Source organism: Lentzea flava (assembly GCF_014648475.1).
In the GTDB taxonomy this organism is placed as follows: Bacteria; Actinomycetota; Actinomycetes; order Mycobacteriales; family Pseudonocardiaceae; genus Lentzea; species Lentzea flava.
Genome location: NZ_BMRE01000003.1, coordinates 1 through 14,363 on the forward strand (window position 1 = coordinate 1; position 14,363 = coordinate 14,363).

The 14,363-nt window shown below is 69.3% G+C and carries 16 protein-coding genes; 10 read left to right on the forward strand and 6 right to left on the reverse strand.

Annotation, left to right across the window (positions count from 1 at the left end):
- Nucleotides 1-92: 92 nt before the first annotated feature.
- The 3 genes from IEZ09_RS06665 to IEZ09_RS06675 form a co-directional block, all read right to left on the reverse strand.
- Nucleotides 93-1,277 carry an MFS transporter gene (locus tag IEZ09_RS06665; protein ID WP_229812298.1) on the reverse strand — a complete coding sequence of 395 codons (1,185 nt, stop codon included), beginning with the start codon at nucleotides 1,275-1,277 and terminating at the stop codon, nucleotides 93-95.
- Complete coding sequence (locus IEZ09_RS06670; RefSeq protein WP_308202375.1) at nucleotides 1,274-2,341, reverse strand: PLP-dependent cysteine synthase family protein; 1,068 nt, start codon at nucleotides 2,339-2,341, stop codon at nucleotides 1,274-1,276. The genes IEZ09_RS06665 and IEZ09_RS06670 overlap by 4 nt, the downstream gene beginning before the upstream one ends.
- A 103-nt stretch (nucleotides 2,342-2,444) precedes the next feature.
- Nucleotides 2,445-2,795 carry a hypothetical protein gene (locus IEZ09_RS06675; RefSeq protein WP_189252703.1) on the reverse strand — a complete coding sequence of 117 codons (351 nt, stop codon included), beginning with the start codon at nucleotides 2,793-2,795 and terminating at the stop codon, nucleotides 2,445-2,447.
- Nucleotides 2,796-2,874: 79 nt separating this feature from the next.
- On the opposite strand from IEZ09_RS06675, the gene IEZ09_RS06680 reads away from it, so the two are divergent.
- The 5 genes from IEZ09_RS06680 to IEZ09_RS06700 are packed head-to-tail and all read left to right on the forward strand — an operon-like array spanning nucleotide 2,875 to nucleotide 7,433.
- On the forward strand, nucleotides 2,875-3,867 hold the full coding sequence (locus IEZ09_RS06680) for an ABC transporter substrate-binding protein (RefSeq protein ID WP_189252704.1): 993 nt from the start codon (nucleotides 2,875-2,877) through the stop codon (nucleotides 3,865-3,867).
- Nucleotides 3,868-3,871: 4 nt separating this feature from the next.
- The gene (locus tag IEZ09_RS06685) at nucleotides 3,872-5,071 is read left to right on the forward strand and encodes an MFS transporter (protein WP_229812299.1); all 1,200 of its coding nucleotides are present in this window, start codon (nucleotides 3,872-3,874) and stop codon (nucleotides 5,069-5,071) included.
- A gap of 51 nt (nucleotides 5,072-5,122) precedes the next feature.
- Complete coding sequence (locus IEZ09_RS06690) at nucleotides 5,123-6,088, forward strand: hypothetical protein (RefSeq protein ID WP_189252705.1); 966 nt, start codon at nucleotides 5,123-5,125, stop codon at nucleotides 6,086-6,088.
- 14 nt (nucleotides 6,089-6,102) lie between these two features.
- Complete coding sequence (gene pip, locus IEZ09_RS06695) at nucleotides 6,103-7,026, forward strand: prolyl aminopeptidase (protein ID WP_189252706.1); 924 nt, start codon at nucleotides 6,103-6,105, stop codon at nucleotides 7,024-7,026.
- Complete coding sequence (locus IEZ09_RS06700; RefSeq protein WP_189252707.1) at nucleotides 7,023-7,433, forward strand: DnaJ family domain-containing protein; 411 nt, start codon at nucleotides 7,023-7,025, stop codon at nucleotides 7,431-7,433. The genes pip and IEZ09_RS06700 overlap by 4 nt, the downstream gene beginning before the upstream one ends.
- Here the strand turns inward: IEZ09_RS06700 and IEZ09_RS06705 are convergent, their stop codons facing one another.
- Together IEZ09_RS06705 and IEZ09_RS06710 are read right to left on the reverse strand one after the other, a co-directional pair.
- Nucleotides 7,434-7,946: a lytic polysaccharide monooxygenase auxiliary activity family 9 protein gene (locus IEZ09_RS06705; RefSeq protein WP_189252708.1), complete on the reverse strand. Its 513-nt coding sequence runs from the start codon at nucleotides 7,944-7,946 to the stop codon at nucleotides 7,434-7,436.
- 152 nt (nucleotides 7,947-8,098) lie between these two features.
- Complete coding sequence (locus tag IEZ09_RS06710; RefSeq protein ID WP_189252709.1) at nucleotides 8,099-8,374, reverse strand: hypothetical protein; 276 nt, start codon at nucleotides 8,372-8,374, stop codon at nucleotides 8,099-8,101.
- A 200-nt stretch (nucleotides 8,375-8,574) separates the two neighbouring features.
- Between IEZ09_RS06710 and IEZ09_RS06715 the strand changes: the two genes are divergently transcribed.
- From IEZ09_RS06715 to IEZ09_RS06725, 3 genes are all read left to right on the forward strand, one after another.
- Nucleotides 8,575-9,306, forward strand: coding sequence for a dienelactone hydrolase family protein (locus tag IEZ09_RS06715; RefSeq protein ID WP_189252710.1), 732 nt, complete (start codon nucleotides 8,575-8,577; stop codon nucleotides 9,304-9,306).
- A 106-nt stretch (nucleotides 9,307-9,412) separates the two neighbouring features.
- Nucleotides 9,413-11,428 (forward strand): ATP-binding protein, encoded by a 2,016-nt coding sequence (locus tag IEZ09_RS06720; protein WP_189252711.1) that lies wholly within the window; start codon nucleotides 9,413-9,415, stop codon nucleotides 11,426-11,428.
- Nucleotides 11,425-12,663, forward strand: a complete 1,239-nt coding sequence (locus tag IEZ09_RS06725; RefSeq protein WP_189252712.1) for a LuxR C-terminal-related transcriptional regulator — start codon at nucleotides 11,425-11,427, stop codon at nucleotides 12,661-12,663. The genes IEZ09_RS06720 and IEZ09_RS06725 overlap by 4 nt, the downstream gene beginning before the upstream one ends.
- On the opposite strand, the gene IEZ09_RS06730 is transcribed toward IEZ09_RS06725, so the two are convergent.
- Nucleotides 12,650-13,294 (reverse strand): DedA family protein, encoded by a 645-nt coding sequence (locus IEZ09_RS06730; protein ID WP_189252713.1) that lies wholly within the window; start codon nucleotides 13,292-13,294, stop codon nucleotides 12,650-12,652. The genes IEZ09_RS06725 and IEZ09_RS06730 overlap by 14 nt on opposite strands.
- 118 nt (nucleotides 13,295-13,412) lie before the next feature.
- Between IEZ09_RS06730 and IEZ09_RS06735 the strand changes: the two genes are divergently transcribed.
- Together IEZ09_RS06735 and IEZ09_RS06740 are read left to right on the forward strand one after the other, a co-directional pair.
- Nucleotides 13,413-13,883 carry a redoxin domain-containing protein gene (locus tag IEZ09_RS06735; RefSeq protein WP_189252714.1) on the forward strand — a complete coding sequence of 157 codons (471 nt, stop codon included), beginning with the start codon at nucleotides 13,413-13,415 and terminating at the stop codon, nucleotides 13,881-13,883.
- Between the two features lie 144 nt (nucleotides 13,884-14,027).
- On the forward strand, nucleotides 14,028-14,321 hold the full coding sequence (locus tag IEZ09_RS06740) for an HPF/RaiA family ribosome-associated protein (protein ID WP_189252715.1): 294 nt from the start codon (nucleotides 14,028-14,030) through the stop codon (nucleotides 14,319-14,321).
- The last annotated feature ends 42 nt before the right edge of the window (nucleotides 14,322-14,363 follow it).

Genomic DNA, 14,363 nt, shown 5'->3' on the forward strand with positions numbered 1-14,363 from the left:
CCCACGATCCCCGCAACTCCCTGAAATCCAGGGTGTTGCGGGGATCGCTAGAACCCGCCAGGATCGTACGAAAGGTCCCCGCGTGCCCCTGGCTAAGGCGTCGAGAGAGCGAGCTCCGATTCAGTGCGGGACGCCAGCTTCTTCAGCGACCACGCGCACCCGAGCCCCACCGACGTGAGAGCGAGCCAGGGAGCCCACGGCACACCCGCGCGCTCAGCGGTGTCGAACGCGATTCCGGTGAGCAGGTTGCCGAGCAGGATCCCGACGCCCACGACCGTGTTGTAGAGGCCGTAGTGCGTGGCCACGAGCCGGTCGCCCGACAGTGAAACGATCTTGTCCATCTCGAACGGGAACACCACCATCGTGCCCAGCGCGAGCAGCGCCGCGCACAGGATCAACCCGGCCCAGCCGCCGAAGACCGCGGGCAGGAACGCCAGGCCGAGCACCAGCATCCCGGCCGCGAGCGACCGATCAGGACCGAGCCGTGCCCGCGCCCACGCCGTGACCCGCAGCTGGCCCGCGACCGCCAGCACGCCCGACACCGCGAACAGCACGGCGGTCAGCACCGCCGACCCCGAGGCCAGCGGCAACGCCAGGTAGACCTGGAACGACAGCACGTACGACCCGGTCATCGCGGCCGCGAACAGCACGAACCGGCGATTCGAGAACACCGTCCGCCAGTCCGCGAGCACCGAATCGCCCGACGGTGTGCCGGCCCGCGCCGGCAACGACCGCCACTGCAACACTGTCAGCACCAGGAACACCAACGCCGCCACCAGGCACGTCAGCCGGAAGTCCACCGCGGTCAACGCCAGCCCGATCAGCGGGCCCACCAGGATTCCGGTCTGGTAGAAGACGTTGAACAACGCGAACGCCTCGACCCGCCGTTCGCGCGCGTCCGCCGCCACGTACGCGCGCACGGCCGGGTTGAACAACGCCCCGGCGAACCCGGTGGCAGCCGAAGCGATCACCAGCGCGGGCAGGCCGTCGACGAGCCCGAGCAACGCGAACCCGCCGGTCCGCAGCGCGCAGCCCGCCACGATCAACGGCTTGTACCCCAGGCGGTCCGCGAGCGTGCCGCCGATCAGGAACATGCCCTGCTGCGCGAAGTTGCGCACTCCCAGCACGAGCCCGACGGCCCACCCGGCCAGCGCGAGCGTCACCGACAGGTGCGAGGCGAGGTACGGCATCAGCATGTAGAAGCCGACGTTGATGCTGAACTGGTTGAGCAGCAACAACTGCACGCTGCGGTCGAACGAGCGGAACTGGGTGATCACGCCGTCACCGCCAGCGGGTCCACAACGGACCGGCACATGGTCCACGACAGCACTTCACGCTCTCCCAGCGAGGAGATCTCCTGTGGATCCGCGGCCGGAACGACGTCCAGCAGCCCGTGCGCAGCGCAGTACTCGTCGCTGAACACGGTGTCGAAGTACCGCTGCGGCCCGTCCGGGAACACGGCGGCGATCCGCGTGCCGGCGGGAGAGGTCCGCGCCAGCCAGGACGCCACGAGCGCCACGGCACCGACGCTCCAGCCACCGCTCGCGTAGTGGCGCGAGGCCAGTGTCCGGCAGGCCCACACGGCCTCGCCGGGATTCACCCAGTGCACCTGGTCGAACGCCGGGTAGTCGACGTTGCGCGGGAAGATGCTCGACCCCAGTCCTCTCATCAACCGGGTCCGCGCGGGCTGCCCGAAGATCGTCGATCCGATCGTGTCGACGCCGACCAGCCGCAACGACGGGAAGTGCCGGCGCAGCACGGAAGCCACACCGGCGGAGTGGCCGCCGGTGCCCACGGCGCACACCAGCACGTCGACGTGGCCGAGCTGCGCGGCCAGCTCGTGGGCGAGAGGCGCGTAGCCGGCCACGTTGTCCGGGTTGTTGTACTGGTCCGGGCAGTAGGCGCCGGGCAGGGCGGCCAGCAGCTGCGCCACCCGCTCGCGCCGTGCCTGCTGCCAGCCTCCGGTCGGATGCGGACTCTCGACGAGATCCACGGTGGCGCCGTAGGCGCGCAGCATCCGCCGGATGATCGGTTCGAGGCCGGGATCGGTCACCAGCGTCACCGGGATGCCGTGCACGACCCCGGCGAGCGCCAGGCCGAGGCCGAGCGTGCCGCTGGTCGACTCGACGATGTGACCGCCGGGGAGGAGATCACCGCGCTCGAGCGCGCGGCCGATCATGTGCAGGGCGGCGCGGTCTTTCATGCCACCTCCGGGGTTGGCGCTTTCCAGTTTCGCCCAGAAACCGGACGACGACGTGCGGGAGAGTTCGTCGATCCACAGCACGGGCGTGTTGCCGACGATGCCCGCGGGCGTGTTGCGGTCCAGAACGGGAACAGACACGGGGATTCCCTCGGAAAAAGATGGGGACAGGCCGGTTCGAGAGCGCGCGGCAGCGCGGCGGGACCGCGAGAGTCCTGCCACAGCACGCGAAAGGGCTGTCGGCCTAGGTTCGGGAGATGCCGAGGTCGTGCAGCAAGGTGCGCCCCGAGCGGGTGTGCTCGGCGCGCCACGGACACAGCTGGACTGTGGTGGCGGGACGCGGGAGGGCTGCGACGTCCGCGTCCGGCGCGGTGAGGGAGGCGGTGGTGTTCGCCTGGACGGCGGCCTGCGTGGGCACGGCGGCCGACAGGTGATGGGTGTCGCCGTGGTGGCAGAACTCCCCGGAGATGCCGGGCGTGAACGCGCCGTGGTGGGCGGATTCGGGCGGACAGGCCGGGTGGAACGCGAAAACGGCGAACAACGCGAGCGCGATGGCGACGGCAGTACGACGCACCGTCGTCAGTTCGTTCCGCACGGTCACCAACCTACCGGTGTGGCGGATCTTGTAAAGCCTCCTGTTAGGTTAGGTAAGGCTAATCTCAGGAGGTGGACAGGTGCGCAGGACAGTCGCCGCGGTTCTGCTGCTCGGCCTAGTTGCCGGGTGCGGTGGGAACGCTCCAACAGAGCAGGCAGGTGGCCAGTGGTCGTTCAAGGACGACCGCGGCAAGGAGGTCACCGCGCCGAAGCGGCCGGAACGCGTTGTCGCGCAGGTGTCCGCGGCCGGTGCGCTGAAGGACTACGGGATCAACGTCGTCGGCACGTTCGGACCGCTCAAGCGGCCGGACGGCAGCACCGACCCGGAGGCGGGCAGCATCGACCCGAGCCAGGTCACCGACATCACCGGTCCCGGCTACGGCGAGATCGACTTCGAGAAGTTCGCGGCGCTGAACGCCGACCTGGTCGTCGCGGGTTACTACCCGGAGGTCACCGGGCTCTGGCATCTCACGGCCGAGTTCGAGGAGAAGGTGCTCAAGGTCGCCCCGACCGTCGGCATCGGCCAGTCGAAGATCCAGCTGCCGGACGGCATCAAGCGCTTCCGCGAGCTCGCGAAGGCGCTCGGCGCCGACACCGAGTCGGCCAAGGTGAAGGCGGACGAGGAGGCGTTCACCAAGGCCGCGGAACGGCTCAAGGCCGTCGGCGCGAAGATGACGGCCGCGAACCAGAAGATCCAGGTCGTCGGCGCGGACCCGAAGCTCTTCTACGTCGCGGTGCCCGCCCGCAACCCCGATCTCGACTGGTACGCCAAGGAACTGGGCCTTCCGCTGCTCACGCCGGACAAGCCCGACACCGAGGGCGGCGGCTACTTCCAGTCGCTGTCGTGGGAGAACTCCGGCACGTACAAAGAGCACGTGATCATGTGGGACACGCGCCAGCACGTGCTCAACCCCGAGCAGATGAAGGAGGGCCACCCGGTCTTCCAGGCGCTGCCCGCCGTGCAGGCAGGCCGGTTCGTGGAGTGGAACGCGGTGGCGCCGCTGAGCTTCGCCTCCTACGCCAAGATCATGAATAAATTGGCTGACCAGCTCGAACAGGTGTTGGCACGATGACCGGGTGCTGACGCTGCTGAAGGACAACGGCCCGTTGCGCGTGCTCAGCACCGCACGGGTCGTTTCCGTTGTGGGGGACGCGCTCAGCCTGGTCACGCTGATGCTGCACGTGCAGTCCGTGCTCGGGAAGGCCATCGCGGTGGCCGCGCTGCTGCTCGTGGGCGACTTCGCGCCGTCGTTGCTCAGCCCGCTGACCGGTGTCATCAGCGACAGGTTCGACCGCCGCACCGTCATGATCGCCTGCGAGGTCGCGCAGGGCGTGCTGCTCGCGATCATCGCGTTCACCCTGCCGCCGCTGCCGATCCTGCTCGCGCTGGTGGGCCTCCGCGCCGTGCTGGGGCAGATCTTCATCCCCGCCTCGCGGGCCGCCGTGCCGAGCCTGGTGGCCGAGAAGGACCTCGGGCAGGCGAACACGGTGCTGGGCCTCGGCACCAACAGCGCCGACGTGATCGGGCCGTTCCTCGCCGCCGCTCTGCTGACCTTCATGGACACCAGGGGTGTGCTGCTCGTCGACGCGGTGAGCTTCGGTCTGTCCGCGTTGTTGTTGCTGCGGCTGCCGAGGCTCGTGGTGCCGGCGGAGCCGGGGGAGTCCGTGTTCGCCGACGCCAGGGAAGGCCTGGGGGAGATCTGGCGCAACCGGGCGCTGCGGATCATCTTCGTGGGCTTCTGCGGTGTCGTGGCGTGCACGGCGATCGACGACGTCGCGGTGCTGCAGCTGACCGTGGTGGTGTTCGGCGCGGCCGAGAGCGTGGCGGGCGTCATCCTCGGCGCGGTGGGCATTGGTCTGCTGACCGGATACGCGTTGCTGGCCAGGGGATCGACCCGGTTCGGCATGGTCGCGTTGCTCGTCGCCGGGTTCGCGATCAGCAGCGCCGGCAACCTGTTCACCGGTCTGGCGTGGGGAGTGGCGTCGGCGTTCGCGCTGCAGGCGGTGCGCGGGCTGGGAATCGCGGCGATGGACGTCGCGCACAGCACGTTGATCCAGCGCCTCACCCCCGGTGATCGGACGGGCAGGGTGTTCGGCAACTTCTACGGCGGAATCGGTGTGGCGGCGGCGGTGTCGTACATCGGCGGTGGTCTGCTGCTGGACGCGGTGGGGCCCGAGCTGACGTTCATCCTCAGCGGCGGCGCGGGTGTGCTGGTGGCGGGATGGGTGGTTGCCGCTTCACGCGCAAGAGGTGTTGAGTGGAAATCAGCCTCTTGAGGGGAGAAGGCGATGTGGGGGAAACGCATTGCTGTCATTGCCATTTCATTGTTGTTAGCCGGTACGACGGCGTCGGTCGCGCACGCGGGTACCGGGGTCGTGCCCGCGTCGACGTCGTGGGTGTCGGCTGATCGCGGCTGGGTCCTGGGGCTCGACACGCTCTGTCCGGCAGCGAAGTGCCCGCAGCTCGTCCGCACGCTCGACGGCGGCAGGTCGTGGACCCGCGTGAAGACTCCGGCGCTGTCGATCCCGGAGACCGACCGCCTGCGGGTGCTCTTCGCGAACGACGCCGCGGGCATGGTGACCGACGGCGAGCAGCTGTTCGTCACCAGCAACGGCGGCACCCGCTGGGAACCGTCCGGCATCAAGGGAACCGTTGGGGCACTGGGGTTCGACAACTCCGGGTTCCTCGCGGTGATCTACGACGGCACGTCGAGCAGGCTGCTGCACCGCGAGCTGTGGTTCGGTTCGTGGCAGCCGGTGCCGGGCGTCGAAATCAAGGGCCAGACGTACGGGGAGATCGCGGACGGCCAGGTCTCGCTGTCGCGGTTCGGCGAGGAGAACCGGTACTGGACGCGGTCGCCGGCGGGCTGGACGGAGGAGCCCGCGCCGTGCGACATCTTCTCGGCCACCCGGCTCGGCACCGTCGGCACCGACCACTATGCGTTGTGCAGCTTCGATCCCGGCTTCGGGGACATGACGAAGGAGCTGCGCAAGGCGGAGGGCGGGCAGTTCAAGACGATCAGCGTGCCGCCGCGCGAGGGCATCACGACGGGCTTCGCGATCTCACCGGAGGCGGCACTGGTCGCCGCGACCGGGCGCGACTGGTCGTTCGTCCACCGCGGCCCCGGCGAGAAGTGGGACACGCTGCTCACGCTCGGCGGACCGCCGTTCGAGGACCTGGCGTTCTCCGACGCCCGGCACGCCACGCTGGTGCGCGGCGGGCCCGGTCAGGAATTCGCCGAGGTGTATCGGACCGATGACGCCGGATTGAACTGGAAGCTCGTCCAGGTGTAGCTACCCTGAAGATCATGGAGCCCCTGGAACACGGCATGCTCGACGTCGGCGACGGCAACCAGGTCTACTGGGAGGTCGTCGGCAACCCGGACGGCAAGCCTGCCGTGTTCCTCCACGGCGGCCCCGGTGCCCCGGCGAACGGCGCGCGCAGGGCGCTCGACACCGAGAAGTTCCGGCTGGTGATCTTCCACCAGCGCGGCTGCGGCAAGAGCACTCCGCACGCCAGCGATCCGGCCGCGGACATGAGCGTGAACACGACCGACCACCTCATCGCCGACATGGAGAAGCTCCGCGAGCACCTCGGCATCGAGAAGTGGCTGGTGTTCGGCGGTTCCTGGGGCACGACGCTCGGCGTCGCCTACGCGCAGCGCCACCCGCAGCGCGTCTCCGAGATGGTCCTCGTCGCGGTCACCCTCGCGTCGGCCCGTGAGCTCGATTGGCTCTACCAGGGCGTTTCGCGGTTCTTCCCGGAGGCGTGGGAGAGGTTCAGCGCGCACGTCGGCCACGCGCCGGACGTGGTGCGCGCGTACGCAGACCTGATGGAGAACCCGGACCGCGCGGTCCGCGAGCGGGCCGCCGCCGAGTGGTGCCGGTGGGAGGACACCGTGCTGTCGCTGGAGGACTTCGGAAGGCCGAACCTGTTCAGCGACCGGGCGGACGACGACGCGATCGCCATGGTGCGGATCATCGCGCACTACTACGCGAACCTGGGTTTCCACGAAGACGGCCAGCTGCTGCGCGACGCGGGCAAGCTCGCGGGCATCCCGGCCGCGTTGATCCACGGCAGGCGCGACCTGAGCTGTCCTGCCGACACGGCCTACGCGCTGGCGCAGGCGTGGCCGGACGCCGAACTGACCCTTGTGGACGACAGCGGCCACAAGGGCAGCCCCGCGCTCACCGAGGCGGTGCAGGCCGCAGTCAGGAGGTTTTCCCCGTGACGCAACGGAAACCGCCCGGGATGGGCTTCGAGTCGTGGATCGACAGGCAGATCCGCGAAGCCGAGGAACGCGGTGAGTTCGACGACCTGCCGAGCGCGGGCAAACCGCTGCCCGGCGCGGGCGAGCCGCTCGAAGAGGACTGGTGGCTCAAGAAGAAGGTCCGGGAGGAAGAGGGCACGGCAGGGTTGCCCCCTTCCCTGGTGTTGCGCAAGGAGGCCGAGACCGCCAAGGCCCGTGCCCTGGCGGCCGAGACCGACGACGAGGCCCGCGCGATCATCGAGGCGATGAACGCGAAGATCCTCGACGCGTTGCGCAAACCGTTGTCCGGTCCGCCTTTGAACCTCATGCCGTTCGACGTCGAGAAGCTGGTGCGTGAGCGGAAGGGGACCTCGCGCACCGAGCGTTGATCAGCTCGCGTTGACGTCGACGCAGGAGTAGAAGGCGTTCGACGTGTCGCCGATGTTCCACACGGCCAGCACCTTGTGCTTGCCCTTCGGGACCTTGACGGTGTGCGACACCGTCGCGGGCGGCTGCTGGTTGTTGCCGCTGAAGTTCGCGACCTTCCTGCCGTCGACGAAGTAGTCGTAGTCGCGGGTGCGGTGCCGTGCGGTGAACGTCCACCTGAACGTCACCGAGGTGCCGACGTTGTGCACCTTCCAGCCCTTGTTGTCGTTGCTGAGCTCGGCGAACTGCTGCAGGTTGGCGTGGCAGCTCTGCAGGCCCTTCGGCCCCTCGACCGACTGGGGTTCGTACTGGATGGCGCCGCAGGAGATGGTGCGAGCCGCGCACTGGGCCTGACGGCTGGCGGGCGACGAGACGTAACCGTGCGCGAACGCCGTGCCGGTGGGGAGAGCCACGAGGACCAACGGTGCAGCCAGAACACCTGCCAGAGCGGCAGCCAGCCTGGGTCGATGCTTCATGTGACTTCCTTTGCCTTGATGTTGCTCATGTGCATGACATCGCGGCGGCGGTTTAAGGTCTAGACCATACCGCGCGTAATCGGGGAGCCACAAGGTGTGTCTGACAGATCGCTGGAAGGTGACGGCTGGCGCGTGCTCCGCGCTGCCGACGATCAGTCGCTGGACGCGTCGGACCTGCGCATGCTCGCGGGCAACCGGGGAAACGGTCCGCGCCGGATGTAGCGCCAGTGCGAGACGAACACGACGATGGTCATCACCAGGCCCGCCGACCCGAAGAACAGGTACGCCGTCCAGTCGTCGCGCAGGACCACCCCGGTGACGATCGCGAGGGCCAGCGTCACGACACCGGTCGCCACTCCGCGCCACGTCGTCCGCTTGAGATCGCGCATCCGCGCGCGCTGCTCGTCGTCCATCTCGCGTTCCCCCACGCACCAACTTTCTCACAGCAGCTGTCCGAAAAAGGCGTTGGCGGCTTGCGAAGATCGCTGCTAGGTTTCCGGCTGCCGTGCGAGAGACCGAGGAGGTGGTACCCGTGAACATGTCGACGTGGGTGCTCCCCTCAGGGGTCACGGTCGGGCGATAGGTCGTCCGGGAGCGCCGTTGCAGAGCACTCCCGAAAGGCACGACCGTGGAATTCACTTCCGAACAGCGCTTCGACGACGGTGTCCTCGAGCGCGAGTTCACCCTCGGCGAGGTCCCCGGCATCCTGTGGACGCCCGCCTCCGCCACCGCACCTGCCCGGCTGATCCTGGCCGGCCACCCCGGCGGACTGCGCACGATGTACCCCCGGCTGGTGGCCAGGGCCCGGCACGCCGCGGCGGACGGCTACGCCACGGCCACCATCGAGCTGCCCGAGGCCGGGGAGCGGCCCCGGTCCCCGGAAGCGGACGAGGCCCGCGCCGAGTTGCGGGCGGCGGTGCAGGCCGGTGAGCCGGTCGGCGACGACGTCGTCACGCGGCTCGTCCTGCCGCTGGTCGAGCAGTCGGTCCCGGAGTGGCGGGCCGCTCTGGACGAGCTGCTGAAGCTGCCAGAGCTCTGCGGGCCGGTCGGGTTCGCGGGCGGGGTGATCGCCATCGGCATCCGGCTGGCCGTGGTCGAGCCGCGCATCGCGGCGGCGGTGCTGTTCGCCGGGAGTTACGTGCCGCGCAGCATGTTCGAGGAGGCGCGGCGGGTCACCATTCCGCTGCACGTCCTGCTGCAGTGGGACGACGAGGGGAACGACCGGCAGATGGCCCTGGACCTGTTCGACGCCTTCGGCTCGGCGGAGAAGACGTTGCAGGCCAACACGGGCGGGCACACCGGTGTCCCGAAGTTCGCCGCGGACGATGTGAACCGGTTCTTCGACCGGCACCTGAAGTGAGACGCGGGCTCGTTCGTCTCAATTCGCTTGGGGTTTATGGCAAATCCCTGTGAACAGCGGTTGTATGACATTTGTTTGCGCTGCATTCGCTCCTAGAATCCCGCGCATGTGGTCGCCGGTCAGCTCGCGGACTCGTCTGGTGGGACGGGAACGCAAGCTGGCCGCCGCACGACGCCTTCTGCGCAAGCACCGCCTGGTGACGCTCACCGGGCCCGGCGGCGCGGGAAAGTCGCGGCTGGCGGCCGAGCTCTGCCCCGCGGAGCCCGGCACCGTCGTCGTCGAACTGGAGTCGGTGCACCGGCCAGACCTGCTGTGGCACGTGGTCGCGTTCCCGCTGAACGTGTGGGACGAACCGCTGCGCGAGACGGTTGTCGCGGCGTTGGCCGATCACCGGTTGCTGGTGCTGGACAACTGTGAACACCTCCTGAGTGAGGCGTGCGAGGTCGTCACGGAGTTGCTCGCGCGGTGCCCGCGATTGCGAGTGCTGGTCACGAGTCGCGAGCCGCTCGATGTGGCCGGCGAGATGTGCGTCGAAGTCGGGCCGCTTTCTCCCGGCGACGCACGGGCGTTGTTCGTGGAATGCGGTGGTTCGGCGGAAATGGCCGATTCGGTGCTCGACCATTTGCCGTTGGCGATCGAACTCGCCGCGGCCAGGACGGACGTCCCGGCACGCCACCGCACGCTGGACGCGGTGATCAGGTGGAGCTACGACCTGCTGAGCCCCGCCGAACAGGCCGCGCTGCGCAGGCTGTGCGCGTTGATCGGCGACTTCGGCCTCGACCTGGCTTCCGCGGTGTGCGCGTGCCCCGGTGACGTGGTGCGGTTGATGGGGTCGTTGCGCGCCAAGTCGTTGGTGGTCCGCTCGCACTCGTCGTCCGGCGCGCGGTTTCGCGTGCTCGAGTCGATCCGGCTGTTCGGGCTGGCGCGGCTGGACGAGTGCGGCGAGACCGGCGCGACGGTCGACCGGCTCGTCACCGCGCTGACGCGGATGATCCGCATGGTCGCGGCCGCACCGTCGATCGGCACCGAGGCCAACGCCTGGCTGAGCGGCCAGGAACACCAGTTGCTGCACGCCCTCGCGCGCCTGCCGCGCACCGACCCGCGCCACACCTGGCTCGTCGCGGGCATCGTGCACGTCTGGTACCTGCGCGGCTCCTACCGGGAGGCGTTCCGCCTGGCGTTCGACACCCTGGCGTTCGGTTCACCGTCCGACCACTCGGAGATGCTGCTCTTCCGCACCGCCTGGCTCGCGGGCTTCACGGGCGACGGCGAGGAGTCGCTCAGATTCGCCGAGGCGTTGGTGGCGCATCCGGCCACCCGGCAACCGAACTGGGAAGCACGGGCCTGGAACACCCTGGGTTACGCGCGCACGGTGACCGACGACCTCGACGGCGCGCGGGAGGCGAACGAACGATCGGTCGCGTGTGCGCGGGCGTTGAACGACGAAGCGTTGCTGATGACGTTCCTGAACAACCACGCCTGGCTGCTGATGCGGCTGGGCGACCTCGACGGCGCCTCGGCCGCGGTCGAGGAATCGCTCGCGTTCCGCATTCCCGACGGCTACCGGTTGATGGCGATCAGGCACACCGCCGGTGTGATCGCGTTGGAACGAGGTGACGTCGACCTGGCCGAACGGCATTTCACCATCGCACTGCGGGAAGGCGCGCCGTCCAGCGTGGCGCTGGCGGGTGTGCTGGAAGGCCTCGGCGTGGTGGCGGCCCGCCGGCACCAGAGCGAGCGCGCGGTCGTGCTGATGGCCGCCGCGGCCGCCACCCGCACGTCCCGGCAGGAAGCACCGTGGAAACGCATGGTCGCGGACGCGTGCGACTTCGCCGTGGCGGAGGTGGGGGAGCGGAGGGCGTCGCGTGCTCGCAGACGGGGAGAGCGGCTGGACCACGCCGGGCTGCTGGAGTACGTGAGCAGGGCCGAGCGGGAGGAGCCGCTGACCGTGCGGCAGCAGCAGATCGCGGACCTCGTGGTGGAGGGGCTGACGAACCCGGAGATCGCGGCACGGCTGGGGATCTCGACCGGGACCGTGCGGTCGCACGTCACGCAGATGCTGGCCAGGCTCGGCCTGACCTCGCGAACCCAGCTGGCGGCGCGAACGGCGCGCGCACGATGACCTGCGACGAGTGCGGAGCCCCGCTCGCCGCCCCCGCCAAGTACTGCTCCGGCGCCTGCCGCCAGCGCGCCTACCGCCGCCGCGCCCGCGAAGCCTCGCCGCGCTCGCCGCGCCTCGACACGTTCGTCGGCCGCCACGCCGAACTGGCCGACCTCACCAGACTTCTTGCACGCCACCGAATTGTCACGGTGGTAGGCCCGCCCGGCGTCGGCAAGTCGCGGCTCGTCCAGGAAGCCGTCGCGCACCGCCGGCACCCGGCGCCGCTCGTTCTCGACGGCTGCGAGCACGCCCTCGACGACTTCGCCGAACTCGTCCAACGCCACCCGGCCCGCCGGGTGGTGGCCACGAGCCACCGGGCGCTCGACGTCCCCGGCGAGCAGGTGTACCGGCTCGAGCCCCTCCAACCGCACGAGGCGACGAGGTTGTTCTGCGACAGGGCAACGGCGGTCGACAGCGAGTTCGACGGGGACCCCGACCTGCTCGACGTCGTGTGCGAGCGGCTCGACCGGCTGCCGCTCGCGCTCGAACTCGCCGCGCGCCTGGTGCGCGTGCTGACGGCGGAGGAGATCGCGGCCAGGCTCGGCACCAGGTTCGCCGTGCTCACCGGCGGCCCGCGCGACGCCCCTGCCCACCACCGCTCGCTGCACGCGGCGATCGACCGCGGCTACGTGCTGCTCACCGAGGTCGAACGCGCGGCGCTCCGGGCGTTCTCCTTGCTGCCCGGCGGCATCGGCGAAGAGGTCGCCGACGCGCTCGTGCCCCACGGGTGGGAGATCGCGAAAAGTCTCAACGCGCGGTCGTTTCTCGAAAGCGGCGAGCGGTTCACGATGCTGGAGTCGGTGCGGCTGTTCGCTTTCGACGCGTTGCTGCAGCACGACTCCATCGCCGTCCGCGACCGGCTGCTCGACGTTCTGGCGGCCCTGCCGGAACCGCTCAGGGCGGTGGAAGCCGGCAACATCCGTTACGCCGCAAAGCTCATGCCGGACGACGAGCGTCTCGTCGCCGCGCACGACGAGGGCGGTGAGGCGGAGGAGATCGCGCTCGGCCCGTTGTCGTGGCGCGAGGAACGACTGCTCAAGATCGCGGCGATGGTCGCGGAAGGACTGACCAACAGGCAGATCGCGGACGGTCTGCACGTGTCGCTGCGGACCGTGGAGGCGGACGTGCGCGACCTCAAGACCGTGCTGGGCGTCCGGTCGCGCGCACAGATCGCCGCCTGGGCTACGCGTGCGTGACCTCTTCCTCTCCTTCGAGCTCCTCCTCAGCGGCCTTGGCCAGGCGCCGCTTCACGACGAAGACACCCGTGACGCCGGCCACCACGGCGATCGCCAGGCCCGCGTAGGAGAAGCCCTTCAACCACTTCTCGGCCACCACGCCGAGGTAGTAGACGGCCGCCGCCGTACCGCCCGCCCACACCACGCCACCGAGAGCGTTGGCCACGAGGAACTTGCCGTAGTTCATGTGCAGTGACCCCGCCAGCGGACCGGCGAGAATGCGCAGCAGAGCGACGAACCGGCCGAAGAACACGGCCCACGCACCGCGTTTCTGGAACACCCGGCGGGCGTGCTCGAGCTGTGTTTCGCCGAAGTGCTTGGGGAATTTCCTGCCCATCCACGCGAACAACCGCGGCCCGCCGCGCCGTCCGATGAGATAGCCGAAGTTGTCGCCGATGATCGCGCCCGCGCTCGCCCACACACCGATCCACAACGGGCTCAGGTGGTCGTGCTGCGACGCCAGCAGCGAGGCCGTGACCAGCACGATCTCACCTGGCAGCGGAATGCCGAGCGACTCGAAACCGATCACCAGGCCGACGATCACGTACACGAGCAGAGGCGGGATGGCTTCGAGCCATTGTTCGATCGGCACACGGCAACACTACCGTGCGCCATTATGTCCGCTTTGGTAATTGTCGTCGGATTTGTGCGGCACGGCTGAACCGGGGAAGGCGCAAGGCCGTACGCCCAGGCAGGAGGTGAGGAGCCCGATGCGCATCCTCGGAGTACTGCTGGGAGTCGTGCTGCTGCTCGCGGGGTGCGCCGAGAAGGCGCCCACCCCGGAGAAGTTCCAGTTCACCGCGAAGACGCTGGAGGGCGCGGAGTTCCGCGGTGACAAGCTCGTCGGCCAGCCGGCCGTGCTGTGGTTCTGGACGCCGTGGTGCCCGTCGTGCAACGCCGAGGCCGAGAAGGTCGCGGCGATGGCCAAGCGGCACAACAAGGTCCAGTTCGTCGGCGTCGCGGCGGAGGACCAGCTCGACGCGATGAAGAAGTTCGTCTCCGACCACGAGATGAGCGGGTTCCCGCACCTGGCCGACCTGGACGGCTCGGTGTGGAAGCGGTTCGGGGTGACCGCCCAGCCGACGTTCGCGTTCGTCCGCGCCGACGGCTCGGTGGAGCTCCTCACCGGCGCGCCCACCGAGGAACAGCTCGACCAGCGGGTCTCCGCATTGGTCCAGTGACATCCCCAGGTCCCGCAGCCGCATCATTCCTGCAGAAAGACCCTGCGCTGTCGGGACCAACGCCTGGTTCGGCGTTGCGATCGCTTTCGTACCGTCGAACTGGCGGCGCGGCGATGCCGCGTGGCCTTGAGGAGGCAGGTGTCGATGGACTACATCCAGGTCTCGCTCGCGGAGGCCATCCCCGAGCAGGCCAGGGACTACGCGTCTGCGCGCATTGGTTCGCTGGACCGCTACGCGCCCGACCGGGTCGACTTCGCCTGGGTCAACCTGACTTCGGACAAGTCCGTCATCCACGCGCACGCCCGGCTCGACCTCAAGTGGGTCGAGGTGCAGGCGTACGCGGAGGCGGACACCGTCACCGAGGTGATCGACCTGCTGCGGGAACGCATGCGGCGTCAGCTCGTCTCGATGCACGACTGCGTGCCCGCGCACAACTGACCTCGGTGCGCGGAACCCGCCACCCGGCGGCGGACGGGTGGC